The 25,534-nt window shown below is 37.4% G+C and carries 25 protein-coding genes; 4 read left to right on the top strand and 21 right to left on the bottom strand.

Annotated features, from left to right (window positions below; genetic code table 11):
• Positions 1-5: 5 nt before the first annotated feature.
• On the top strand, positions 6-710 hold the full coding sequence (locus HMPREF2758_RS05080) for an ABC transporter permease (RefSeq protein ID WP_006908870.1): 705 nt from the start codon (positions 6-8) through the stop codon (positions 708-710).
• A gap of 173 nt (positions 711-883) precedes the next feature.
• On the opposite strand, the gene HMPREF2758_RS05075 is transcribed toward HMPREF2758_RS05080, so the two are convergent.
• The 6 genes from HMPREF2758_RS05075 to HMPREF2758_RS05050 form a co-directional block, all read right to left on the bottom strand.
• Complete coding sequence (locus tag HMPREF2758_RS05075) at positions 884-1,345, bottom strand: hypothetical protein (RefSeq protein ID WP_006908869.1); 462 nt, start codon at positions 1,343-1,345, stop codon at positions 884-886.
• 183 nt (positions 1,346-1,528) lie between these two features.
• A complete protein-coding gene (locus HMPREF2758_RS05070; RefSeq protein ID WP_006908868.1) occupies positions 1,529-2,299 on the bottom strand; it encodes a nucleotidyltransferase domain-containing protein in 771 nt (256 codons plus the stop codon).
• A gap of 107 nt (positions 2,300-2,406) precedes the next feature.
• A complete protein-coding gene (locus tag HMPREF2758_RS05065; protein WP_006908867.1) occupies positions 2,407-3,744 on the bottom strand; it encodes a sodium-dependent transporter in 1,338 nt (445 codons plus the stop codon).
• 255 nt (positions 3,745-3,999) lie between these two features.
• A complete protein-coding gene (locus tag HMPREF2758_RS05060) occupies positions 4,000-5,409 on the bottom strand; it encodes an aldehyde dehydrogenase family protein (protein WP_070609531.1) in 1,410 nt (469 codons plus the stop codon).
• A gap of 345 nt (positions 5,410-5,754) precedes the next feature.
• Positions 5,755-6,504, bottom strand: coding sequence for a nucleoside phosphorylase (locus HMPREF2758_RS05055; RefSeq protein ID WP_070609470.1), 750 nt, complete (start codon positions 6,502-6,504; stop codon positions 5,755-5,757).
• 24 nt (positions 6,505-6,528) lie between these two features.
• Entirely contained in the window at positions 6,529-7,056 is a 528-nt protein-coding gene (locus HMPREF2758_RS05050; RefSeq protein WP_070609469.1) for a GNAT family N-acetyltransferase, read from the bottom strand.
• 342 nt (positions 7,057-7,398) lie between these two features.
• On the opposite strand from HMPREF2758_RS05050, the gene HMPREF2758_RS05045 reads away from it, so the two are divergent.
• Both HMPREF2758_RS05045 and HMPREF2758_RS05040 read left to right on the top strand, forming a co-directional pair.
• On the top strand, positions 7,399-7,665 hold the full coding sequence (locus tag HMPREF2758_RS05045) for a type II toxin-antitoxin system Phd/YefM family antitoxin (RefSeq protein WP_070609468.1): 267 nt from the start codon (positions 7,399-7,401) through the stop codon (positions 7,663-7,665).
• The gene (locus HMPREF2758_RS05040) at positions 7,658-7,972 is read left to right on the top strand and encodes a type II toxin-antitoxin system RelE/ParE family toxin (RefSeq protein WP_006908862.1); all 315 of its coding nucleotides are present in this window, start codon (positions 7,658-7,660) and stop codon (positions 7,970-7,972) included. The genes HMPREF2758_RS05045 and HMPREF2758_RS05040 overlap by 8 nt, the downstream gene beginning before the upstream one ends.
• 151 nt (positions 7,973-8,123) lie before the next feature.
• Here the strand turns inward: HMPREF2758_RS05040 and HMPREF2758_RS05035 are convergent, their stop codons facing one another.
• The 11 genes from HMPREF2758_RS05035 to xerA all read right to left on the bottom strand — a co-directional run bounded on the left by HMPREF2758_RS05035 (position 8,124) and on the right by xerA (position 20,293).
• Complete coding sequence (locus HMPREF2758_RS05035; RefSeq protein ID WP_006908861.1) at positions 8,124-8,330, bottom strand: helix-turn-helix transcriptional regulator; 207 nt, start codon at positions 8,328-8,330, stop codon at positions 8,124-8,126.
• A gap of 9 nt (positions 8,331-8,339) precedes the next feature.
• On the bottom strand, positions 8,340-8,657 hold the full coding sequence (locus tag HMPREF2758_RS05030) for a DUF6442 family protein (RefSeq protein WP_006908860.1): 318 nt from the start codon (positions 8,655-8,657) through the stop codon (positions 8,340-8,342).
• Between the two features lie 330 nt (positions 8,658-8,987).
• The gene (locus HMPREF2758_RS05025; protein WP_070609467.1) at positions 8,988-10,988 is read right to left on the bottom strand and encodes an ABC transporter permease; all 2,001 of its coding nucleotides are present in this window, start codon (positions 10,986-10,988) and stop codon (positions 8,988-8,990) included.
• Positions 10,988-11,740 (bottom strand): ABC transporter ATP-binding protein, encoded by a 753-nt coding sequence (locus HMPREF2758_RS05020; RefSeq protein WP_070609466.1) that lies wholly within the window; start codon positions 11,738-11,740, stop codon positions 10,988-10,990. The genes HMPREF2758_RS05025 and HMPREF2758_RS05020 overlap by 1 nt, the downstream gene beginning before the upstream one ends.
• A gap of 86 nt (positions 11,741-11,826) precedes the next feature.
• Entirely contained in the window at positions 11,827-12,729 is a 903-nt protein-coding gene (locus tag HMPREF2758_RS05015) for a sensor histidine kinase (protein WP_070609465.1), read from the bottom strand.
• Positions 12,713-13,411 (bottom strand): response regulator transcription factor, encoded by a 699-nt coding sequence (locus tag HMPREF2758_RS05010; protein WP_070609464.1) that lies wholly within the window; start codon positions 13,409-13,411, stop codon positions 12,713-12,715. Before HMPREF2758_RS05010 ends, HMPREF2758_RS05015 begins: the two co-directional genes overlap by 17 nt.
• Before the next feature lie 196 nt (positions 13,412-13,607).
• The gene (locus HMPREF2758_RS05005; RefSeq protein ID WP_070609463.1) at positions 13,608-14,216 is read right to left on the bottom strand and encodes a hypothetical protein; all 609 of its coding nucleotides are present in this window, start codon (positions 14,214-14,216) and stop codon (positions 13,608-13,610) included.
• 42 nt (positions 14,217-14,258) lie between these two features.
• Positions 14,259-14,729, bottom strand: a complete 471-nt coding sequence (locus tag HMPREF2758_RS05000) for a GNAT family N-acetyltransferase (protein WP_070609462.1) — start codon at positions 14,727-14,729, stop codon at positions 14,259-14,261.
• Positions 14,730-14,922: 193 nt separating this feature from the next.
• A complete protein-coding gene (locus tag HMPREF2758_RS04995) occupies positions 14,923-18,060 on the bottom strand; it encodes a type I restriction endonuclease subunit R (RefSeq protein ID WP_070609461.1) in 3,138 nt (1,045 codons plus the stop codon).
• 71 nt (positions 18,061-18,131) lie between these two features.
• Positions 18,132-19,298 carry a restriction endonuclease subunit S gene (locus HMPREF2758_RS04990; protein ID WP_070609460.1) on the bottom strand — a complete coding sequence of 389 codons (1,167 nt, stop codon included), beginning with the start codon at positions 19,296-19,298 and terminating at the stop codon, positions 18,132-18,134.
• 11 nt (positions 19,299-19,309) lie between these two features.
• Positions 19,310-20,293, bottom strand: a complete 984-nt coding sequence (gene xerA, locus HMPREF2758_RS04985; RefSeq protein WP_070609459.1) for a site-specific tyrosine recombinase/integron integrase — start codon at positions 20,291-20,293, stop codon at positions 19,310-19,312.
• 117 nt (positions 20,294-20,410) lie between these two features.
• Here xerA and HMPREF2758_RS04980 point away from each other — a divergent pair, with 117 nt between their 5' ends.
• On the top strand, positions 20,411-20,992 hold the full coding sequence (locus tag HMPREF2758_RS04980; RefSeq protein WP_070609458.1) for a restriction endonuclease subunit S: 582 nt from the start codon (positions 20,411-20,413) through the stop codon (positions 20,990-20,992).
• Here the strand turns inward: HMPREF2758_RS04980 and HMPREF2758_RS04975 are convergent.
• From HMPREF2758_RS04975 to HMPREF2758_RS04965, 4 genes are all read right to left on the bottom strand, one after another.
• Positions 20,989-21,525 (bottom strand): restriction endonuclease subunit S, encoded by a 537-nt coding sequence (locus tag HMPREF2758_RS04975; protein WP_070609457.1) that lies wholly within the window; start codon positions 21,523-21,525, stop codon positions 20,989-20,991. The genes HMPREF2758_RS04980 and HMPREF2758_RS04975 overlap by 4 nt on opposite strands.
• Entirely contained in the window at positions 21,515-23,023 is a 1,509-nt protein-coding gene (locus tag HMPREF2758_RS04970; RefSeq protein WP_070609456.1) for a type I restriction-modification system subunit M, read from the bottom strand. The genes HMPREF2758_RS04975 and HMPREF2758_RS04970 overlap by 11 nt, the downstream gene beginning before the upstream one ends.
• A gap of 73 nt (positions 23,024-23,096) precedes the next feature.
• Positions 23,097-23,237 (bottom strand): hypothetical protein, encoded by a 141-nt coding sequence (locus HMPREF2758_RS08925; protein WP_168163134.1) that lies wholly within the window; start codon positions 23,235-23,237, stop codon positions 23,097-23,099.
• 1,026 nt (positions 23,238-24,263) lie between these two features.
• The gene (locus HMPREF2758_RS04965; RefSeq protein ID WP_070609455.1) at positions 24,264-25,025 is read right to left on the bottom strand and encodes a GNAT family N-acetyltransferase; all 762 of its coding nucleotides are present in this window, start codon (positions 25,023-25,025) and stop codon (positions 24,264-24,266) included.
• Between the last annotated feature and the right edge of the window lie 509 nt (positions 25,026-25,534).

The raw sequence follows: 25,534 nt of genomic DNA, 5'->3' as shown, positions 1-25,534 counted from the left end.
AAATTATGTTAAAAATAGAATTTAAAAAGATAAAGTTTTTCAATATTTTACTCGTAAGTCTGATTATTCCCCTCTTAGCGAATGCCTTTGGGCTTATTAACTACCTGGGTAATAAAGAAACACTCAGTCATCAATGGCAGAGTCTGTGGACACAAGTGAGTTTATTTTACTTTTCTTTCTTCTACATCCCGCTCATTGCTATCGTCATCGCAAGTCTGTGGGCTGTCGAACATAAAGCCGGACTGAAATTTATCCGCTTAAGTCCTAGAAAGAATATAGCCTTTATCTTAGCCAAGCTGGTTTTAGCTTTTATCATCATAAGTCTTTGTCAATTTTATTTTTTGGGCTTATTTTATCTCGCTGGAAGATTTATCGCTGGTTTTTCACCGACTAATTTCAGTCTGTTCATTTACTATATATTCCTTAGCATTCTTTTAGCACTTCCAATTATCGGGATTTTCGAGGCTCTTGCGATTAAGACAAAGTCCTTTGGGATAATCGTCCTTCTATCTAGCCTATTTACCATTCTAGGATTCGCAACCGCCTATAAATCACTCAAGATCATTGGAATTAGTTTTTTGGCCATTGAATCGAATAACTTCCGATTTATCAATGTCCAAGATCTGGGACTCTTAGCTTTTTTTGCTATCGGCGAAGTGGCCCTATCCTTATACCTCTCTAACAAATTCTTAAACTACGAAAGTCACTAAGCGAAATACACTAAGCAAAAATAGCTTGTTGTCTTTACCCTATCAGGAAGACAGCAAGCTATTTTTAACAATTCCATCAAAAGATAATGCAACTTTTACGATAAGACGACCTTACCTAAAAAGACTGAGGCTAATCGAAAAATTTCTCTTTCTAATAATCCGATTCCCTATTATTAATCGATTTTTCTTAAGCCATCATATAGTTCATTGAACGACTTGATCTTTTTCATTCTGCCAAAGGATAATTCTTTGTTCTCGCCAAACTCATATAAAAAGCACTTGGCGAGCTCTTCGACGGTCACTTCTAAGGCCGTAAAAAATTCCTGATAGGCGAAGCTCTGTTCTTTGCTATCTTCTTCAAACAGATTGATAATCAAGCTCTCACAAACTTGGTCCAGTGGGTACATCTTGATATGCATCAGTTCGTGAACGATTGTTTCTTCGATATTTTCATCTTTGGGATTGGCCGCATTCAGCATAAGGATAGCCTTTTTATCGGTCGGATCTATTTTGAAATCACCGGTCTTATGCCAATCTGGGTCTTCAATAAATTCCAGTCTAATGTCCCATTCGGGTACAATGCGAAGCTTTTGGGTGTATTGATCAAATAATTGTTTGACTTTTTCTCTATCCATAATTTATCTCCTACCCTTATTTTTTATCTATTTTACCAAACTTCGTTCCCATAAAGAATATTTTTATAACGTTTCAATTGTATTAAATTGCTTTTCACAAGAAAGGGTCTTTGAATAATTATTCATTTTCCATATCACAACTTATACATCTATAAAATCATTTCTTTGAGATCAACAACAGACTTACATAACTTCATTGATAAAAAAAGTATTTAACAAATTCCAATCTAAATCGTTTGTAAACTCTGATATCGATAGGTATCGTTCTACTTCCTTAATTTTCCCCTCTAAAAATGAATCAACAACCTTTATATGATTGATGGCATAGGATTCATCTTTAGTTCTCTTAATCATCAGGAGTTTGTTGATTGACGGCAACAATTCACTGGGTAAAACAGAGTCACATAATGTCTTAAATAATACCGGTGGGGTTTGATGATTATCCATAATCCATAAACAGGCTAATATTGGTCTAATTGCATAAAAATATTTCTTGGCAAGGACTTTTTCAGATTGAAAATATTTTTTTATGGTTGATTTACACATGTTTAAATAGTGATATAACAACCTATCTTCTTGATAATAACTAGCAACGAGCTCTTTAATCCGATAATCGAAGTCAGATTCTAAGTATATTATTGGAGAATTTAGCCACTCTAACAAAGAAGGATTCGATCGATACAGTAATTTCAACACCTTATCCAGATCCCAACCCACAATATCCAAAGTATCATCGATTTGAATTTCTAAAACGTCTCTCGTCTGCTCCAACTTCAAATAATCATACATCTTTCTTTTATATATAAATCGAACATCATAGTCACTATCCTTGGACTCAAATCCCCAAGCTCGACTCCCAGATTCTACCGCCCATAAGACCGTTATATCATAGTCCTTCTCAATTTCCTTTAATTTATTTAAAATCAATAAATTCATATCATCTTGGATCATCATTTGTCCCCCCCTAAGCCTTTTCTTTATTTTACCAAATTCTAGCTCTTTTCTCTCCTAAAATAAAAAGGAGTTCTCCAGAAGTTGCTGCATCTAGAGAACTCAAGCGATTAAAAGGCAATTTTATAATAGAGTGCGACAAAGCATAGGATAGCCGCCATCGGTACATAGATGTATTTCCCAAGATAGTACCAGGTCTTGGTATATTTTATCTTGCTGCCTGTGTTGATTTCATCTAATAAGGCATTTTTATCCATGATCCAGAACCAGGTGAAGGCTCCAAGGGTAGCTCCCATTGGTATGATATAAATAGAAACTAAATCCATCCAAGGACCCCATCCGCCAAGAATAGCCCCCTCAACACCACCGATCGGCTCCATAAAAATCCCGGGTATAAATGCCATCATGCCGATAAAGACTAAGACCGTTTTTCGATTTAACTGTTTAAAGTTATGAAGAATCGATTCGCAGACAACCTCGAACATATTTTGTAAGGAAGAAATTCCGCCAAATAGGACAGCAAGATACAAGGCAATGGCAAATACCCTTCCACCCCACATATTTTGTAGGATTTTAGGCAGGGTGACGAATAGCAGTCCTGGCCCTCCTTCTGGGTTTGCACTATATGAGAAAAGTGCCGGTATCATCACCAAGGCCGCAACCAGGGCTGCAATGGTATCAAATAATGCCGTTTGTTTGGCGCCTGCTACGATATCTTCATCTTTGTGTAAGTAGGCTCCACAAACAATCATTCCACTTCCTGTAATAGATAGAGAGAAAAAGGCCTGCCCCATAGCTCCCACTAAAACCTTTGGATCCGCCAGCATTTTCCAATCGGGCTTAAACATAAATTGGTAACCTTCTAAGGCATTGGGTAGAAAAGCGACACGAGCTGCCAGGATCACAAATAGAACAAAGAATAGCGGCATCATTAATTTATTAGCCTTTTCGATCGAGCTAGCCCCTTTTACACAGGTTAATAGGGTGATGACAATGACAATCAAGTGAAAGGGTACAACACTGAAGTTTGCCCCTGAAAATGATTGAAACCAAGCTTCTGGTTCAACAGTCATCAAACTTCCTGTCAAACTTTGGAAAAGTGATTTTAAAACGTAGGAAATAATCACTGCATAGCCTATGGCAATACACATTGACCCTAAAAGCGGTAATATTCCAATGACTTTACCAAATTTTGAAAGCTTAACATGAGACCAGGCCTTTTCATAAGAACCGAGGGTCCCCGTTCCTGAATATCTTCCTACGGCATACTCAGCAGATAAGCCAAAAAAGGCAAATACAACGATAAAGAATAAATAAGCCAATAGGAAAGCTCCCCCACCGTTGGCCGTAAGCTTGTATGGAAAGCCCCATACATTGGCCATGCCAACTGCGGACCCCACCGTTGTCAGTATAAACCCCCAGGTCGATGTAAACTTGTTATGTTTCATTCAAATCTCCTCATTTAATTTTAATGTTTTAGGCAATAAATTTACATCTTATCATAAGCTTTATCATAAATATTTTCAAGCTTTTTCTAATTTTTCATCATTTATTCTCATCAATATGCCATATAAATAAAGAATATGAGCTGAGCTGATCGATGATAATGCATCTGTGACATAAAATAAAAAGGAACTAAGTTGCCTAAGGCCACTTAATTCCTAAGAAATATTCATTGATTCTATTAACAAAGAGTCTCTATTCTACGCTCTCACATTAATGGTCTTGGTTTCTAAGTATTCTTCTAGCCCTTCAATGCCACCTTCTCGACCATAACCACTCAGCTTGTAGCCACCAAAAGGTGTCCCGATTTCGCCAGGTCCATCATTTACTGTGATGGTTCCGGTACGAACCAACTTCGCTACTTCGAGGGCTTCTTCTTGATTGCCAAATACAGCACCGGATAAACCATAGTCTGTATCATTGGCAACCTCGATTGCTTCTTTTTTATCTTTCACATAGATGACACAAAGGACCGGTCCAAATATTTCATCTCTAGCAATAACCGCATCATTCTTCACATCATTAAAGACAATCGGATTGACATAGTAACCTTTTTCTGGGAAGTCATAATTCCCTTCGATTAAAACATCCGCAATCTCTTTACCCTTTTCAATATAATCGGTGACCTTATCATATTGTTTTTTAGAGGCTAAAGGTCCAGCTATGCTATTGAGGTTATTTGGGTCGCCAACTTTAAAGTCGGGGAATTGTCTTTTAATTTCCGCTTCAAATTCTTCACGTACCGATTCTAAAACAATGGCACGCGACCAAGCCGAGCAAGTTTGTCCCGTATTTTCGATGACGATCGCTAGCAGTTGTTTTACGCCAAGTTCTAGATTTTCCTTATCCAAAAAGATAGCTGGCGATTTACCCCCTAGTTCTAGCGTCGTTCTTTTAACCGTTTCTTGGGCAAGTTTGGATACTTCACTGCCACCTTTAGTCGATCCCGTAAAGGAAATGACGTCAATATGTTTACTGGTGGCGATCGCATTACCAACTTCACCACCTACTCCGGTTACTAGGTTCAAGACACCCTTTGGAAGGCCTGCTTTTTCAAGCCCATCTACAACGTAATAGGCAATGAGCGGTGTCTGTTGACTTGGCTTCAATACAATGGTATTACCCGCTAAAATCGCAAATACAATTTTTTGAATGATTTGTCCCAGCGGATAATTCCAAGGCGTTAAACAACCAACGACTCCGGCCGGTTCTTTAACAATAAGGGCTCCGCCATCCCTTCTTGAAAACTCATAATCTTTTACGATGTTGATATATTTTTCAACCCGGTTTATTTGAGATTGTACATGTGTCTCTTTAGAAAACTCAATGGGAGATCCTAATTCCTTGGTAATTAATTCAGCCATTTCATCCAAATTTTCTTTTAGATAGGCTGCGAATTTCTTCATAATTTCAATACGTTCATCAAGACGGGTTAAGCTAAACGTTTTAAAGGCTTCTTTGGCAGCGAGAGCAGCTTTTTCAACATCTTCTGCATTTCCTCGAGGAACTCTTCCGATAATTTCATTGGTGGCTGGGTTTTCTACTTCGATAAATTCTCCAGAAGTAGAATCTACATACTCACCATTGATATATAATTTTTCGAATTTCATAATACCTCCATTTTTTGGCTTATCCACATTCAACATCTTTAGATCCTCCATTAGATTAGCGCCCCATTCCCCCTTTTTTGATAGTAATTCGATCTACTCATTAATAGTTTACAAGGGTTTTCATTCAATGTCTAATAACTCGATCGAATGCGGTCAACATCTAAACTTTTAAGACCACCTTTAACAGTCATATAGCCCCTTTTAGATGCTTCTAAATCAAAAATTTTACGAACTCTATCCTTATTAAATATTACTTTTTTAATGCCTAACTTATTCCCTAAGAAATTAGAATAAGGATACTATTCTTATTACCCCTATTTTTAATCATCTCTTTACTTGTCTAGCTTATATTTCTTTTAATAGTTTTAAAGCCAGATACAACTTTCCAAGATCATGGTTGGCACTATGAAGTCCCTCAACTTCATAAGAAGCCTCATTCAATACATCGCCCGCCTCAAGAAAGTTATACAGCTCCAATCCATAAAAATCACAAGCTGCTTGCACACCCGCCAATTCCATTTCGACGGCGATACAGCCCTCCGACTTCCTCTTAGAGACAAGCCCACGCGTCTCACGAAGCATCACATCTGTCGTCCAAACCTTTCCCTTAGTATGGGGCACATTTTCTCTAATAAAAAAACTTTCCAGCTTATCATGGTTTTTGATAGCCAGATAATCTGAAGGGGGTGCATAATAATAAGACGCCCCTTCACCTCGATAGGCCTCTGTCGGTATAATATACTTACCAAAGGTCTGTTCCTTATCGAGACTCCCACAAGATCCAAACATAATAAATTTGTTGGCACCTGTAAGCCAATTAACTTCGACACAATCTGTTGAGGCAAGGGCTGAACCCATCATCGTAAGATAAAAGGCAAATTCTTGACCTTCAAAGCTGCTTTTATAGACTGGCCTTGATCCACTTGCAGATCCGATATGAGCAATTTCTTGGCAGTCAAAGTGATCCAATAAGTGATCCAATATATTTTTTGATAATATAATCAAGCATTTTTCTATCAAATATTTCTTTTCACCGTAAAAATCTTTTAAGCTTATAACTGGCTCTGTATCTTTATCGTAACTATCAATTATCATCTTTTCACCTGTTATTCTTTTACTTTATTGATTATCGATCCAATACCTTTGAACAGTCTTACCCTCGGAATTGACAAACTCATTTTCAAGGACGCCACCATTCTTAATAATCGACTTAGCGGATCCGATATTATCCTTGTCGCATACCATGAGTACTCTTTCAATTCCTAGCTTTTTACACTCGATCAATGCCAGTCGAACCATTTCAGTGGCATAGCCTTTTCTTCGTTCACTCGGTCTTATCCCGTCCCCAATATGCCCGGCTTCTTTCAAAAGCCAGTCATTCAGAGAGTGTCGAATATTGACTGCTCCCAATAGCCTGTCTCTTTCTTCATCTAGCAGAAAGAACACTGAATCGGGAACGCGATCTTCTGTTTTGTTTTTTATTTCTAAGTGGTTTAAGTAATAATCAAAATCATGGTAATCATTTTTAAAGATTGACCATGGAGAAGTGTTGGCATCATTCATTTCATGGTCAAGCTTCCATTCATCAATCATCTCACCCAGTTTTGTTTCATACTCTTTAGTTAACTTAATTAATTTGACTTTCATCGATTGTACTTGTCTCCCTCCATAGCGTTGAGCCTATCCGTTGGTTTAGTTGCCTCTTAGGGGGCTCTAAGCTCTTTTATCTCGATATACACCAAGCATCTTCCCTCTGAACAAAAAATCCTTGATATACCCCATTTTTAAGCAACTTGTTTCACTGTAAGATCGATAAATTGTCCTTATTTTACCATTTTATCGGAATAATATAAAAGCTATAAGAATAGGATATTTTCACATAAGATCATCAACTTATCTCGTTTTAAAGATTTGTTAAAATATGCTCAATGTCATTTATTGTTAATCTAAAGAAATAATGGTATTATATCTTTAGAAGAGGTGATATTAATGCCAAGAATTCAATCAAGTACCGATTTAAGAAATAACTACAATGACATTTCTAACTTTTGTAACGAAACCCATTCTCCTGTTTTTATTACCAAAAATGGTCGTGGAGATTTGGCCGTGATGAGTATCCAAGCATACGAACGCTTGGTTGGAAAGCACGAACTTTATGCTTTATTAGAGGCCAGTGAACAAGATGTTACTTCAGGACGAACCAAGTCCCTCAAAGACGTCATGAATGATTTAAGAAAAGAGCTAGGTCATGAATGATTATCAGATTGAAATCACTGACTCTGCGCAAACTGACTTAAAAGCGATTGTTCAATACATTCATACCGATCTAACCTCTCCTTCTACCGCATCCAAATTTCTAAATGGGATCCAAAAGGCGATGGAACAGTTAGCTTTTATGCCAGAAAAATTTCAACTTGTCAGAGATGACTACCTAGCTAATAAAGGCTATCGTTACCTAGGCTACAAAAAATACCTCATCTTCTACACCATCAACGATCGAAAACATATCGTGTTCATTCATCGAATTATCCATTCATCCAGACAATGGGAATATTTAATCTAAGGACACTCTCAGCCGAGGGTGTTTTTCGTGTCTTTTATTATCTCTTTTCAAAGTTCCTATTAGAGTCTAAACAAAGCGATTAACGAATAAATCTCCCTTCAAGACACCATAGTGTCTGATGAAGGGAGATTTTCAATTTAAGGATATGTTTCTAAAAATAGAAAAGATCTTCAAATTTCTTTTCTAATGCAATGCAAAGTATCAAAGCTAACTTAGCAGTTGGACTAAATTGTCCAGTTTCAATTGAACTAATCGTGTTTCTTGAAACACCCACTTCATCAGCTAGTTGTTGTTGGGAATAGCCTTTTTCTTTTCTGGCTTCTTTCAAATAATTTTTGAGAACTAATTTATCATCCATCATTTATCACTATTTTAACGAGATAAGATGAGCCACAAATAAAGCGATCCCTAAGATTGCCATCAGCGTTCCCATCATCAATTGTTTTCTTTCTTTTAAGTTGACATACTTTACCAATTCTCTCGTTGCCTCGATACTAAAATAAATACTCAATATCCCATAATTAAATGAATTGAAGAAAAAAGCTTCAATTCCAAATAAAACTGCAACCACAATCAAGCCAATTTGGCTCGATGATTCACCTGCCTTTTTTAAGGTATCAACCATCATTTCATCTTGATATTTATACTCTTGACGACTTCTTGCTAGAATTTCATCTCGTTCCATATTCATTCTCCTTTTTTGGTTTGCCAAGTTTACTTGGTATCCAAATTATATCAATGCCAAGTTTTATTGTCAATGGGTCAGGACGAATATTGTAATTATTGGATGATGACTCCTTTAATATCTATCAAGAACATTTTTACTCTCGTTTATTTCTGATCTAAATAGTCATTTGTATTTAGTTTGAACAAAAGTACGACGCTCTCCACATGTGTTGGATTTATTGGATCTTTACAACCAGCAATGAGCATAAATAACCCAGCGATTCATGGAAAATCCATTTAATTATTATGGTAAGAATGATAGTTAGATACTCTCAACATTAAGGAGCCTTTATTTATTATTCGGTGAATTATCCTGGTTGACTAAGCGATAATAAACTCCTGAACTCATCAAATAAAAGACTAAGTAAACCAGTATAAAAGCTAAAACAATGATTAAAATAGAGGAAATAATTAATACTTGATCGTTCACTAGTAAGATTGTCTGCAAAGTACCAAAAACTAAACGCCAAGCTGCCAGAGTATGCACCATGGCGGCGATCAAAGGTAAGATAAAGATCCATAAAATTTGCGAACGAATCGTCTGCTTGATCATTCCTTCGTCTAAGCCCACCCTTTTCATAATGTTATAATTAATCTGGTCACTTAATCCTTCAGATAATTGCTTATAGTAAAGCAATAGACCGATCCCCATCATCAAAATCACAGATACTAAGACCCCTAGATATAGTAATCCCCCATTAACCGAATAGAGTTCTCGTTTCATTTGTTGTCGAGAATACAAAACTAATCCCTTTTGAAGCAAGTCATCACTTACTAGGTTTAAGTCTTGCAAGTCGCCTTGCGCATCAAAGAAATAACGATAATTGATTGGGTTCTCACTTAAGTGATCTGCACCTAGATCGGCCATTCGATAACTAGCTTGGACTTGTTTTAAATCTGACCCTTCAGGTACAACAATGGCCAAGCTGTCGACTGCCATGTTCCATGAAGCCATCTTTTTGGCTGGAGCTTTCACTTTGTAATGCTGATTTGCAAGCTCAATTTCTTGCGGCAATTCTAAATCTGGTCGATTTGAAGCTAAGAGAATTTCGTTGGCTGCCAGTTCAACATGCTCATTGGTCCGTGCTTGATAGGAAGCCAAATCTTCCACTAGAAGATAAAAACCTTGCACGTCAGACTTACCTTGAGCATTAAGTGGTACTTCATGCAAGACCCCATCCTGGAGGTAGGCGATTGTCTGCAATGATTGGTGGAAGAATCCATTTGAAATCATCACCCGCTCTGTAACCTGCTGAATTCCCTGGTCCAGTAGTTCTTTCGCCGCTTCAGAAGGAATATCTAGATTAGCTTCTTCCAAAAGATATTCTCGTTCTAGCACCTGATCTCCTGCCTGATTCATATTGCGATAGAGCGATAAGGTTAATCCTAGTGTTAAAATAACCCCAGTCGATAAAATCGCAATGGAAGCAAGACTCACCGCATTGGCTTTCATCCGATACAACATCCCCGATAGAGAAAGAAAGTGTGCTTTTTTATAATAAAAGTTGGGTCTCCTTTTAAGTGCCTTTAAACCCCAGATACTTAAAGAAGTAAAGATCAAATAAGTGCCCGCGATAACCAATAAAGTTGCTAGGAAAAAAATCGGAATGGAATTGAAAATATTGCCCAATTGATTGGCTTTTACATAGCCCAAAATTAAAAGTCCTAAGCCTAAGATTCCTAACATCAGATTACCATTCGGTTCCTTCTCACCTCTACGACTGGCTAGCAACCAGTCAACAGGTTTTAAGTGGTGTAATTGCCAAAGTGTTTGCAGCCTTAGTAACACTTGCAAACCAAGATGGAGAGACACAACCGTCCCCGCAGCTATTAGAGAAAAAGGATACTCCATTAAAGGCACGCCGGTTTCATTCATCATGCGATTTAATAATAAAAACATTAAGCTACCGATAAGATAACCCTCCAGCACAGCGATTGGAACCACCAAAGCGGTTTTGATTAATCGTTCTTTGGCTAACATACGACGGATGTGTTTATTTTCTAAACCTAAAATTGTGTAGAGCCCCATTTCAGCTTTCCGTTGCTTTTGCGAAAAATTCTCGGCATAAAGAATAAAGATGACTGATAAAATACCTCCAATTAAACAACCTAACTTCATAATTGTTGGAAGAACTTGATGGCGTGTCTGGACATAATGGTTCTCAATCAGGGACACCATCACAAATTCTAAGGCTAACATCAAAGCAATCGCAAAAACATAGGGTAAATTGAGACGGCGATGAGCTTTAAAATTGCGCCAAGCAAGCGTCCAGGAAATACGATGACTCATTAGGCTTGCTCCTTTCGATTTAATAAAGCAAGACTATTCGCAATCTGTTCTTGGAAAGTCAGATTGGTCATATGTCCTCGATAAATTTCATGGAAGACAATCCCATCTTGGATAAAGAGGACCCGATTAGCCGCAGAGGCTGTTTTAATGGAATGGGTGACCATAAGAATGGTGTGGCCTGCTTGGTTAATTTTTTGAAAGAGGGCCATCATCTGATCAGCGGTCTTAGAATCCAAAGCACCCGTTGGTTCATCGGCTAAAATCAAGGTCGGCTGAGTGATGAGGGCTCTTGCGATGGCAATACGTTGCTTTTGACCACCAGAAAGTTCGTAAGGGAATTTATTTAACAAAGACTCTATGCCAATTTGCTGAGCGACTTGTGCTAACCTTTCTTTCATAGCTTGTGGTTGATAATCAGATAGGACTAAAGGCAATAGGATATTATCAGCATTATTAAAGATGTCTAAAAGGTTAAAATCTTGGAATACAAAGCCAAGTTCTTCCCGGCGGAACTTAGCAGAGTCTTGCTGAGAAATGCTGGCTAAATTCCTACCATTTAATATCACTTGCCCTGCACTAGCCTGATCTAAGCTAGCGAGGATATTGAGTAATGTTGTCTTACCAGAGCCAGACTCTCCCATAATTGCAATAAATTCCCCTTGATCTACCTCAAAATTTATATCTTTCAAAGCTTGCGTTCGATTGTTCATGTGTCCATAGATCTTCTGTAAATGTTCAACTTTCAATAACATAGAATCCATCCTTTCTTTTATACTCCTACTATAAAGAATCACAAAAAAGCCTGCCTTTATCTAAGTTTACAAAGCAGGCTTTAATCTTACAATTTTGTAAGTTGATTATTAAAAGTGATCGTAAAGCAGGTCCCTTGCCCTGGTTCGGATCTAACGGTTACCTTTTGATGTAGGCGTTGACTAATTTGATCCACGAGGTATAAACCTAATCCAGAGGATTCGCAATGAAGCTGACCATTAAAACCTGAGTAACCCTTATCAAAAATTTTTTTTAAGTCACTGTCTGGGATTCCTACTCCTTGATCACTAATTAGGAGGATCTGATCTTGGGAGTTGTATCTGATGGTGATTAAGGTCCCTTTGCTATATTTGAGCGCATTATTAAGGATCTGTTCAATCATCAATTGAGTCCAATTTCCGTCAGTAATGACCTGATCTTTAATAGGATGATATTCTAGCCGAGTATGGTTATGTATAAAAGACCAACGGTAGCGTTGTAAAAGAGGCGCGATCAAATCATCTAGAACGATAGGCTGAATCATTAGATCGGTTGCTGGATTTTGAATTTTTAAATAAGCTAAAGCTGTGCGAGTGTAATTATCAATGGCCAGCATTTGCTGTTCAAGATCATTTTTACTAAGCTCGACTTGACTGTCTAACATTAATCGAATGGCCGCAATGGGTGTTTTTATCTGATGAATCCAATGGATAAAATAATCGTCCAAGTCTTTTTGCTGACGAAGCATTTGTGACTTCAAGTCATAGAGTTCTTGATCTCGTTTAGCCAGTTGGGCTTTGAGCTGAACTTGGTAATTAAAAAGCCAAAAGCGAATAATCAGATAGCATCCATCAATAAATAACAGCCAAATCAGGCACAACCGACCATAAGCTGGTTCAAGAGGACTCAGGTAGAAAATAAATCCTACGACCAACAATGTGATAACCATAAGGCAAAGTTCTGCTAGACAAGTTTTAAAGAATGCTTTCATCTTCACCCTCCACGCTTGCTAAGCCATAGCCCATGCCTTTTTTAGTTTGAATCAGTCCATCCAGTCCTAACTGAGCTAATTTTTTTCGTAAACGATGGATATTCACCGCTAAGGTATTATCATCGATATAGTCTTGGCCCAACCAACAAGCTTCAATCAGTTGTTCGCGACTAACCCAGTCGCCTTGAGCTTTGATCAGGGTTTGTATGATTTGAAGCTCGGTCTTAGTCAAGTTAAGGCTTTGATCTTGGTAGGTCAACTGCGAGCGTGTGGCTTTGAGCTCCAAACCTTGATAAGTTAGCAAAGGAGAGGATAACTTAAAATCATAAGATCGTCTAAGCAAAGCTTGAATTTTGGCTAATAAGACAGGCAACTCGATCGGCTTCGTGATAAAATCATCGCCACCCATCTGCATTGCTAACACTTTATCTATTGCTTCATCGCGTGAAGAGATAAAAATAATCGGCAATTGAGATAACTGGCGAATTTCTTGACACCAATAATAACCATTATAATGGGGTAGATTAACATCTAAGAGTATAAGATGAGGCTCAAAAGCTTGGAAATTATCAAGAATCCTATCAAAATCAGTGATAATTTCGACCTCATAATGCCACTGGATTAAGTAATCTTTTAAGAGTCGTGCAATAACCTGATCATCTTCTATGATTAAAATACGCAATTTGCTTCTCTCCTCTTTGTCCTATTTATTCTGTGACTTTGATTTGATCGTCACTGTTTGATCCGTTTCACTAAGCCTACCACCCCACTAGGTGGTTCTTCACAAGCAGTGTTACTAAAGATATTTTTCTAATCAGTACAACACAAAGACTAGCAGAAGGCTATGTCTCATATCCCTAAGCAAATCACCCACTTACTCACTCTCTCGACATATAATACTCATCGCAAAACTTATCCCACTTATCTACATATTCCTCATGATCGAGCAAAATCAAGTCTTTTGCCGTATATATATTTCTTTGTCTTGCTTCATCAAAGAAGTAGTCGAAGCCATCGAAGTCTTTGCTAATATAAGCGTAGACGTGTTTAAAGCCAAGGCTATATGCAAGGTAGAGGCGTGTATGTCCATCTAGGGATACGTATATATTATCGCACTTCGCAACGGGTATGATTACATTTTCTTGGCTACGAACAAAGCTTTTTACTGCTTCTAATTTATCTCTATCAACGAAGAACTGTATTGGCTGGATTTTATCTATATCAAGCTTAAAAAGCCCCACGTCTTTGAATTGCTTAATAAGCTTACCGCTTTCATTATAAAATTTTGTGATATGCTCTGCATTAAAGCGAAACTCTTCAATTACCTCGTCAAAGTAAGCTTTATCGCCTTTTATAAGTGCCTCGCTCTGTGAGATGATGATAATCTCTATAGGCACATCGCCATCTGCTATGTAACAACCGTGCTGATTGAGTGCTTCTTGACTGAAGCGCTGATCATCATAGGTATTAATTCTAATTATGCTCATTGCTTCTCCTTAAAATTCACAGGTAGTTATGATTCGATAGTTTCACTCACCCAAATACTTCACATATATTTGACAAGGGTTCCACTTATCCCATAAACCGGGGAAAACTTCCAACTCCTTATACCCCATTGCCTTATAAAAGTTATTGGTGATGTCATACTCTTCGTAATGGCCGGACTGAACAGTCTTTACTTGAGTGTAAGTGTAGCCTAAGTTTCTGGCTAACTGTTCGTAGGCTTGGTTTAGTTGTCTTGCTGCACCTTGGCGGTGGAATTTCTTCTTTACGCCCATGACAAAAATTTCTGCGCAGTCGGGGCTGCTCGCGTTAAGCACGACAAAGCCCACTAGCTCCTTATTATAAAAGCTTGCCAAGAAGGGTTTCTCTTGTGAGTCCTTAATGTATTCTTCGGTGCTCTCGGGCAAGCCGAACCACTCTGGTAAGTCCTTAAGTACGGCACTTGCGATTCTTTCTTTTTCTTTTTTATCGATGATTTCTCTTACAATAAATTCCATGCTATAGCTAATCCATTAATCCCTTTCTTCGGTAATGATATGACGAACGCCGATAGGGTCAGATTGAAGGTATTCTTTCAAATTGGCACTGTGCTAGATCCCAACTATAATAGCGTTGATATACCGGAATCAAAAATTGTTTATTACCATTTAAAATAGCATAAATATTTCCTTTGGTTGCGTCCATTTTTCCCTATTTCTTATCCCCATAATTGCTAGGTTCTTCTGCAACCATCAAGTGTGTATCTTGATTAAGTAAATTGTTTATCTTATTATTTGATTCCGTATTCTCTTCCATATCAGAATTATCTGTCCAAAGCTCACACTGAGTCATTACAGTTTCTACAGCATCATCCATTCCATCAGGTGGATATCTATGGCTTCTAAGAAGTTTCTTGATCATCATACGCATTCTAGCTCTTGCAGAATCACGTTTTTGCCAATCAATAGTACGATTCTTTCTAAGTGTATCTGCTAGTTCCTTAGTAATAGCAATTAATTCTTCATTTTCATAGAAGTCCTTGATGGCCTGTGGCTTTGTAAGTGCATCATAGAATGCAAGCTCATCTGCAGTAAGACCAAGCTGTTCGCCTTCTTCATGCGCTTGTGCAATCTGTTTAGCAAGGTTAAGAAGTTCTTCAATTACCTGCTCATTTGTAAGCATTCCATTAAGGTATGCATTCATTGCCTGTTGAATGATCTCACTGAATTTTTGAGACTTTACAACGTTCGTATGCTTGTATATCTTTACCTGTTCAGAGATCAACTTCTTAAGTACTTCCACTGCGAGGTTCTTTTCTTTCATCTTAGAAATTTCATCTAAGAATTTAGGATCAAACAAATTAAACTCGCCAGACACATCAGAGAACAGGTTAATAACGCCTTCACTCTTTATACTGGCTTTAAGCAGCTCATTGATACGTGCATTAATCACAGGAAGCGGTATTTTCTTTCCTTCTCCATCATTCATAATTCTTGTAACGAGAACTCTAACCGACTCAAAGAATGCAGCTTCAATACGAAGTTCTCTTTCTACAAGTGATGCACACAATGACAAAGCCTGCTTCAAAAGAAGTGATTCTTTTAAGTAGTCCTCGCGCTCTTTTTTTCTAATTGGTGCAACAATAAAGTTAACTGCACCGCTAATAGCTCTAGATCTTTCAAGATCAGTTCCTTCCATGAACTTAGAATAATCGTATCCATGGAACAAATCTCTACAGATTGAAATCTTCTCTAAAAACTTAGGATATGCCACCTTAGCAACATCAGTATCTCTGTAGTTCTTCTTATCACGCGCAGTATAATCATTCATGGCCTGTTTCAATGCAGATGCAATACCTACATAATCTACAACTAAACCACCTTCTTTATCTTTAAACACACGATTCACTCTAGCAATAGCCTGCATCAAGTTATATCCATGCATTGGCTTATAGACATACATTGTTGCAAGAGAAGGAACATCAAATCCTGTAAGCCACATATCTACGACAATCGCGATTTTTAATGGACTTTCATTATCTTTAAAAGACATTGCAAGCTCGTCTTTGTGACTCTTGTTTCCGATAATTTGGCTCCATTCTTCCGGATCTTTATTGCTACTGGTCATTACCACAGCAACCTTATCAGTCCAACCTGGACGAAGTTCAAGAATTCTCTTGTAAATCTTCATCGCAATTGGACGCGAATATGCAACAATCATGGCTTTACCGGTAAGCAAGTTTTCTCTGTAATTCTCATAATGATCAAGTATATCACCAACAAGAGAATCTATCGTCTTGTCATTGCCAAGGATAGCTTCCATTTGTCCAAGCTCTTTTTTACTTTTTTCAATAACATAAGCATCTGCATTTTCAGCCATAATATCATATTCCTGATCAATCAAACGCAATGTCTGCTCATCAAGCTTCAACTTCATAACACGACTCTCATAATAAACAGGTCTTGTAGCACCATCCTCTACTGCCTGAGTCATGTCATAGATATCAATATAATCTCCGAATACTTCTCTTGTATTTCTGTCTTTCATAGATACCGGAGTACCGGTAAATCCAATATAGGTTGCATTCGGTAAGGCATTACGAATAATACGAGCAGAACCGATTTTAATTTCACCAGTCTTCTCATCTACTCTCTCTTTTAATCCATACTGACCCCTGTGCGCCTCATCTGCCATAACAATAATATTTCTACGTTCAGACAGACATTCGAAGGATTCCTCAAACTTCTGCATAGTCGTAAAGATGATTCCATTAACTTGTCTACCTTCAAGAAGTTCTTTCAAGTTTGCCCTACTTGAAGCATGCATTGGTTCTTGTCTAAGGAAATCTTTACACTTCATAAACTGACCATAGAGCTGATCATCAAGATCGTTACGGTCTGTAATGACAACGATAGTTGGGCTATTCAATGCAGTCTGTAATAAATGTGCATAAAATACCATAGATAAAGATTTACCGCTGCCCTGTGTATGCCAGAAAACACCGCCCTTACCGTCAGTTTTGCAAGCGTGCTTTGAAGATTCAATAGCTTTGTTTACCGCAAAATACTGATGGTATCCTGCCAAAATTTTGAAACGTTTTATGCCTTCATTCGAGAAACAAATGAAGTTTTTTATAATATCAAGCAAGCGTGCTCTCTCAAACATTCCTTCAAAGAAAGTATCAAATTGAGCATACTGCGTATTTTCATAATTTCCATCTTTCGTCTTCCACTCCATAAAGCGGTCTTCTCCAGATGTAATAGTTCCAGCTTTTGAAGTCAAATGATCACTCATAACGCAGATACAGTTATAGATAAACATAGATGGAATCTCATGCATATAATTTCTAATCTGCAAATATGCTTCAGAAGCAGCCGTTTCTTCTCTTGATGGAGATTTTAACTCAACAAGAACGACAGGAAGTCCGTTCAAAAACAAAAGTATATCTGGACGCTTAATGCTATTTTCAACGAAAGTCCACTGATTAGCGACTACATAGGAGTTATTGTCAGGATTATTGTAATCAACCAAATATACGAGACCAGAACGTTCCTCACCTTTTACAAAATAGCGCACTTCAATACCATGCTGAATATAATCCATAAAGACAGCATTCTTCTGTACTAATTCACCATTCTCGAAGTTATGCAATTTATAGAGAGCATCTCTTATCGCATCATCCGGCATATCCGGGTTCAGACGATACAATGCCTCCTCTAATTCTTCTTCATATAATGGGCTGTGTAAATCGTGCTCTAGACTAGGCGCATATACATAGCGATATCCCATTTCTTGAAACAGCTCTATTACTGATTTTTCATAGTCTGCTTCGGTATAAAATCCTGACATATATTTCAACTCCTTTGTTTATTTTTAGATTAATCTCTTATCATTCGAGTGGTAAATAAGAATTTAGCGGCTTAAATATCGATATTAGAGACATCGATTTCGCCGGACATCAGTTTTGGCAAAAGCGCATCTCTTATTGCCGATAATCGTTGGTTTTCTGCACAAAGATTTCTAATCTCTGAAAATAGCGGCTGAATAATTGCATCAATTTCTCGCAGATTTGCTTGTGTTGGAATTACGACACTTAAATTTCGGAGATTTGCTTGGCTGATTTTTAACTGAACAGCTCCGGTAATGATGGATTTAACATTTGTAAGCTTGAAAAGTAAATAAAGCAGCTCAACTGTATATCCATTTTTACCAGTAAGAATATGAGCATGGTTATTCACCCAAAACTTACCTTCAACATATTGAAGAATTGGATAACCTCTATCATCCATAACAGTACCATCTTCAGCTAAAAGGAGATATATGCCATCAAACAGATACTTATCGACATAATCCATGATGGAAGTTGCACCATAGTATGGGTAGATTTTGTCTAAATCTGAACGTTCGCGGTTTGATAACGGAATTCGTTTTGAATCATGTATTTCAATGATTTCAGATACAGTTCCCTGTCTCCATGATGACGGCATTTTCCCATCATACGGTACAAAATCAATAAAATTAGCTTTGTACAAAGCTATAGCTTGCTCTTCTAAATTCTTATTTATCTTCACATTCTCTTCAATCTTGTCATCAATGGTTCCAAGTATTTCTGCTATCTTGTGCTGTTCTTCAATCGTTTCAGGAACCTTGACAACAATTTCTCTCATGGTTTTCCCAGAAACTTCTTTGAATGTAGTTCCACTACCCATATTCTCAATATTTTCTTTGTTATATTTCAGCAGATAATACAAAAACAAGAAGTCCGTATTCTCATTTGGAACCACGCTCTTAAAGCCCTGGTTTGTGCACACCTCATTTTCAGCGATTGCGACATATCCGATTGGTGCTCTGGAAGTAAACAGAACTGAATTTTTCGGCATCAACTGTGCTGAACAACTTTTTAATCCTGTTTCCGTAATATTTCTTTCACCACGAGAAATATATCTTCCAGAGAAATTAGATAAGTCCTTTGGCGTTATCCACGCAATTGTGCCGTTCTCATAGTTATCTATTTTCTTTGTGGATGGTGTTGCTCCACCAACTACTGTACCAATATCTCCGATGATACATTCTTTCCATTTGCCCATGTGCGCGCCTCCTAACCAATATATTTTCGATGAGCAATTTTAACATTACTCTGTTTTACCATTGCATACTGCAACGTCGTATCTATTCGTTTGTGCCCCAGAAGCTGCTGTAGCTGCTCTATTGGCATCCCCTTATCAATAGCCATCGTAGCAAGAGTTCGTCTGAATTTATGCGGATGAACTTTTTCTATTCCAAGGTTTCTTCCTATTCCTCTAAGCCTTGCTTCAATTCCACCTATTTTCATTCTATTATATGGAGACTTTAAAGACACGAATAGTGCAGGATTATCGTCCGTTCTGCTGTTCAAATACTCTTGCAAATGAATCTTGGTTCTTGCATCAAAGTATACCATTCTTTCTTTGCTACCTTTACCAAATACCACACACTCTCGTTCTTCAAAGTTAATGTCCTTTCGGTTTAAAAGCACCAATTCTCCAATTCTCATTCCGGTCGAAGCCAGAATATCAATCAAAGCAAGATCTCTTAATTCAGTGCAGCTATCTCTCATTGTTTCAAGGTTCTCATCAGAGTACGTCTCCTTTATAGTCGTAGCTGACTTTACTCGATGTATCCTTCTAACCGGGCTTTTAATGATATAATCCTCATCCTCCAACCACGAGAAAAAACTTGAAAGAATACGTCGGATATTATCTATTGTAACCTTGCTTGAATTCTTTTCTTTCTGATATCCTGTGAGATACTCTCTCAAATCATCCGTTTCAATTTCTCTGACAGGTTTTTCAACTTTATCACGCATTGCTTGAATTGTATTTCTATAATACACAAGTGACTTTTCAGAACAACCTTCAATCCTTTTTGCAGATAAAAAGTTTTCGAGTAAATCTTCACTTGTATCTTCCTGCACATTATAACTTTCAACAATTTCTTTATCGAAAAGTGCATGTTCTAATGTTTGTTGTAGTTTTTGAAGCTGTGCATTATTGATGTATCCAAGCATTCCTTGCACGACTTCATTGATTAGTATTTGTTTCATAGTCTGTTCTCCTTTATTACTAGAGAATGACTACGGAGTGGCAGTCTCTTATATTAGCGTCTGCCACTCACAGAAGTTATTAGTATAAATAAGAATTTAGAAGAGCAAGCTGATGTTTTGTACCAAGCTTTCTTTTCCCCAAAGTTAGGGATACAGGGTGAAATAGTAACGCTCGATAAATACTGTGTAATATTTACTGGAAAAAAGAATGCTAATGCTTCAATTGATGGCGGAAAATATAAATTTTTCACTTGCTCTCCTGAAGCTCTACAAATTGACAGCTTCATTTATGATGGTAATGCAATAATTGTATCTGGCAATGGTGCCTATACAGGACGAACACGATTTTATAGTGGTAAATTTGACCTTTATCAGAGAACATATGCTTGCACCTTGCTTGATACTGTAGAACCAGATTATATTTTTCCACTATACTGGTTCGTTAAATTAGAACTAAGCAAAAAAATAATGGGTGGAACTCGTGGCTCTGCAATTCCTTATATTGTAATGAATGATTTAGCAAAGTTTGAATTCGTATATAATGCCGAAGTTTTTCAAAAATATATGCCAGTTTTCAAAAGCTTGACAGAAGCAATTCAAGCTAACGAATTTGAAATCGAAAAACTTTCGCAAGTCCGCGATTCACTTCTACCAATGCTAGTGTCCGGTGAACTTGACGTCTCTGATATTGACATTTAAGCCACTAAATTCTTATTTATTTCAGTATTAAGTTTTATTTTATCGTCTAAATCCTTGAGCAATTTACCTATCTTAATTTGTTCTTCATATGGAGAAACAGGAATTTCTAGTCCTTTTACAACATCTGTCTGAACCCTTTGTCTCCCTGAAGATCCCACCATAGATTTAATGGCAGGTTCTCTTACCGTTGGGCTACAAACTAGATAATAAAGATAATCCTCATCAGTCACTTCCTTGGGCCTAAACACAATATATTCTGTTGATCCAAAGCCAACCTCATCCTCGTTTAAAATAGACACTTTAGCTGTTTTACCATTTTCTAAACAAGGTGTTATTCGAGCCATAATCGTATCGCCGTTTCTAAACTTTGTTCCACCCTTGAATTCTGTTACCTCAAAAGAAGGAACATCTCTGGTGAATGGTTGTAATACATCCATTGCTATTTTTTTGGCGACAGATCCTTTTTTTATTGTTTCTCTTGGATTGAACTCAGCAATCTCGTCCAACCTTTTTACATCCCAATTAGATCTCATATCCAATCGCCCCCAGCTTTCTTCTGATTTCATCTTCGAGTTCATGAGATTTTTCGAACATATCTGAAAGCTCTGATGTCAATCTTGCCATTTTTTCTTCAAATGGTTCGCCATCATCTTCTTGTTCTTCAATTCCCACATAGCGTCCAGGGGTAAGGATATAATCCTGTTTTGCAATATCCTCAAGTGATGCCACGGCACAGAAACCTTTGACATCTTCAAGTGTTCCATTTTGGAAAGCTGTGAAAGTATCTGCTAACTTTTGGATATCTTCTTCAACAAAATCTCTATGTTTACGGTCAACCATGTGCCCCATCTTACGTGCGTCAATGAAGAGGGTCTTTCCTTTTTGCTTCTTATTCTTTGAAATGAACCACAGAGTAACTGGAATTGTTACGCTATAGAACAGTTGGGTAGGCATCGCTACGATACCTTCAATTAAGTCATCCTCTATAATTTTCTTTCTAATTACACCTTCACCACTTGTCTGAGTTGATAAAGCACCATTAGCAAGCACTAGACCAATCTTTCCATTTGGTGCAAGGTGATGAATCATATGTTGAATCCATGCGTAGTTTGCATTACTTGCAGGTGGCAAGCCATACTTCCAACGTTTATCTTCCTGTAAAGCTTGTTGTCCCCAAGGATGATAATTGAACGGTGGATTTGCAAGGATGAAATCCGCCTTTAAAGTTGGATGCAAATCATTTGAAAATGTATCCGCATTATAAGGGCCAAAGTCTGCATCAATACCACGAATAGCCATGTTCATCTTGGCCATCTTCCAAGTATCCGGATTTGCTTCCTGACCATATACAGAGATAGCCCCTCTCTTAGCTCCATGTGCTTCAAGGAACTTCTCACTCTGTACAAACATACCACCTGAACCACAACAACAATCGTATACTCGACAATTTTCAAAAGGTTTTAAGATAGATACAAGTGTTTTAACAACGCTTGACGGCGTATAGAATTCTCCACCACCCACACCTTCTTTTTCTGCAAACTGTGCAATGCAATATTCATATGTACGGCCAAGTAAATCTTCGCTTGCTTCTGTATCTGACATATCAATGTTATTGGTAAAGATATCAACAACATCTCCTAATACTTTTTTATCAAGATCAGGACTTCCATAATTTTTAGGAAGAACATTTTTAAGATTTTTGTTTTCAGCTTCGATTGCTCTCATAGCAGTATCGATAACTGTTCCAATCTCAGGGCTATGAGCTGCAGCTGCAATTGTGCTCCATCTTGCTTCTTCTGGAACGAAGAATATATTCTCCATTGTATAAGCATCGCGATCATTTTCAAATCCATCGCCTTCTTCTACAAGCTCTTTATATCTGTGCTCAAAAGCAGTAGAAATGTATCTTAGAAAGATAAGACCAATAATTACCTTTCTATATTCTGCTGCCGGAATATGTCCCCAAAGGACGCACGCTGCATCCCAGATTTGTTTTTCAAAGCCAATGTTGGCATTTGTTTTATCTGCCATTTTTTCTCCTCCGATCAGTTATTCTTTCAGTATTATTATTTTCATTATTAACCAGCACGTGCTGTAAAGTATCTTATTTTAATGCTTCATATATACGTATACGAAGCAAAATATCAGTTGTAACATTTTCACATCTTCTCATAATAGACGGTGTAATATAATGAAGTTTAATATCTTCTTCAGTCATTTGTTTTTTGTTTAATATTTTACCCATTTCATCACCACCATTAATCTTTGATTTGTACAATTTTTGTTAAATGTATACTTATATTATATAGCATACCTACTTGAATAAGATAGGCCTTGTAAAATAATTCAAAAACTAAGAGGGTTTAATTGAGGTGCGGCCCAAAGTTAGACTTTTTTAATCCTAAATACTTTCTTGTCTATGATTTGCCAGATAGTGTCTGTTAAATTACAACTCTTTGAGCCTATTTGATAAAATTTTCACGACAACAACTTATCAGAAGTAAGATAGTCAATGTACTTATTTCACTGATATATACTTACCACAAGGATCTTAGATATGGATATTATTTTATTTCCTCGATTATTTCCTTATAGTTTTTTTAATTGTAAAGATGTATAAGTCGTAAAAGCCTATCATTTTTATAATGTTACTTATATAAATCCGACTGTGAGCCAGTTCTTACTTGAGATAATATTAAACCTCTTCTATTTTTTCATAGATCAACAAAAAATCGGGCTCTGTTGACAATTCTTTCAAAATCTTTGAAAGTCTTATAATTTCCATTTCTCAATGATTCTTATAGGAGATTTTTCCGAGCAAAAATTGGGTACACAAAAAGGACAGGGCCTCTAAGTAACTGTCTGCGTACACACTAAGCCTTTTAAAAAGGCAGCCTGCTCAGATGTTAGTTAGAAATGACCCTGTCCTTTAGCTCGACTTTCTTATAGCAAGGGAATCATTCGATGCGAACCTCCTAGTGTCGAGAAAGGTTCTTCGTATTTTATGTTAAGTTATATCATTAATTTAAGGTATCTTACTTCCTCTTGCACATCATTAGACTTTCTATTATTTTTCTTTGATATGAATGGTGAATGAACAATCCCTTGCTATTCTGAGAGGTACTCTCCACTAATTTTTCGATAACTTTCAAAGGGATGCTATTGACAGAAGTGGTCCTGATTGGCTTTAGAAAACGCTCTGCCACATTTTTAACGAGGTTAGCTGATAGACTTTCCCCTTTTAAGTTTTTGGATGAATCAGAAAATTTTATTATTTCCACTCAAATGCCTGATAGTCGAAGGCGACCGAATAGCCAAACTTTTTGGAAAAGTCTCGTGAGATAGCTGTATGGGCATCCCAGGACGGGTACCATTCACGATCTAAACAGGCATTGATTAAATAACTCACCCCTATACTGGCTAATCCCTGCCCCTGGTAGCGAGGATGCGTGTCTACTTCAATCTCGATGCCATTTGCTAAGGGCAAGAAAGTACTGGCCCCAGAAATGATTTTTCCTTGATTAAGTATAACAAATCCCAACGCCTGCTGACAGAAATCCGAATAATTATCAAAATTACTGACTAAATCTTTAGACCAGGTCTCTTCTAAACATTGATTAAACAGCTGTTGATTGATGACAGAAATCGAATAGGAATCCGCTAAAGATTGCTTCATTTGATTAATTCTCTGCCCATTAAATTTTTGCGGTGCTTCCATAGCATAACGAATAAATGGTCTGACTTCGTGTTGCTTGATCGTCATTAAATAATTAGACCAGGCGGAACTTTGTGGCACCATGATCAAGTCGCCTTTCGGGAGATGCATCCATAAGTCCTCATTCACCTGTCCCCCCAAAAAAGCAAAGGGAGCCCCCTTTCCGACAATAGCAAGCGCCGATTGGGGTGAGGTCAACCGGTCTACCAAAACTCTACCTTGAAAACCACTTAAAACCGAATCTAAAATATGATTCCAAGGGGGATTAAATAAATTCTTGCACGCTTCATTTATGTCACTGAATTCCTGATAAATCATCTTTCCACCTCCTCAATAATTAATCATTTCCTTACAAACTTATTCCATCAATTACGTATTCGCTAAAGGCTTTCCTTCTACATCAAATCCATATATTTTAGTTGGGCTGAATCAGTGCATTTTTTCTTGTAACACATTCTTTAGTAGCATCTCTTGCTAAGATATATGTTCCCACTTACTGCTATTTTCTCTCAAATAATAAGGCTTACTCTAAGCTAACAATAAATTTTAACGATGGCCTATAAATAAGCCTTTATTATCTACATTTTATTTACTTCGTGGGTGCAACTCTTGTCATCAACACCACACGCTCAACATGTGTCGTGGATAAAGAATGGATTAATTTTGGTATAGTGGGTAGGGAGAATGGTTGTTTAATCATAAAGCGGATCTGCCCCAAACCACGTTTCTACATCTCTGTCTTCTCCATCAATAATCGGGTCATAAGCACCAACGTCGTCAATCCAAGCAACCGCAAATAAATATTCTGAAGTCTTAGTATCAGGAAA

The organism is Facklamia sp. HMSC062C11, assembly GCF_001810675.1.
GTDB lineage: Bacteria > Bacillota > Bacilli > Lactobacillales > Aerococcaceae > Facklamia > Facklamia hominis.
Note: the sequence above shows the minus strand (reverse complement) of the source record. Positions and strands in the feature narration are given on the sequence as shown.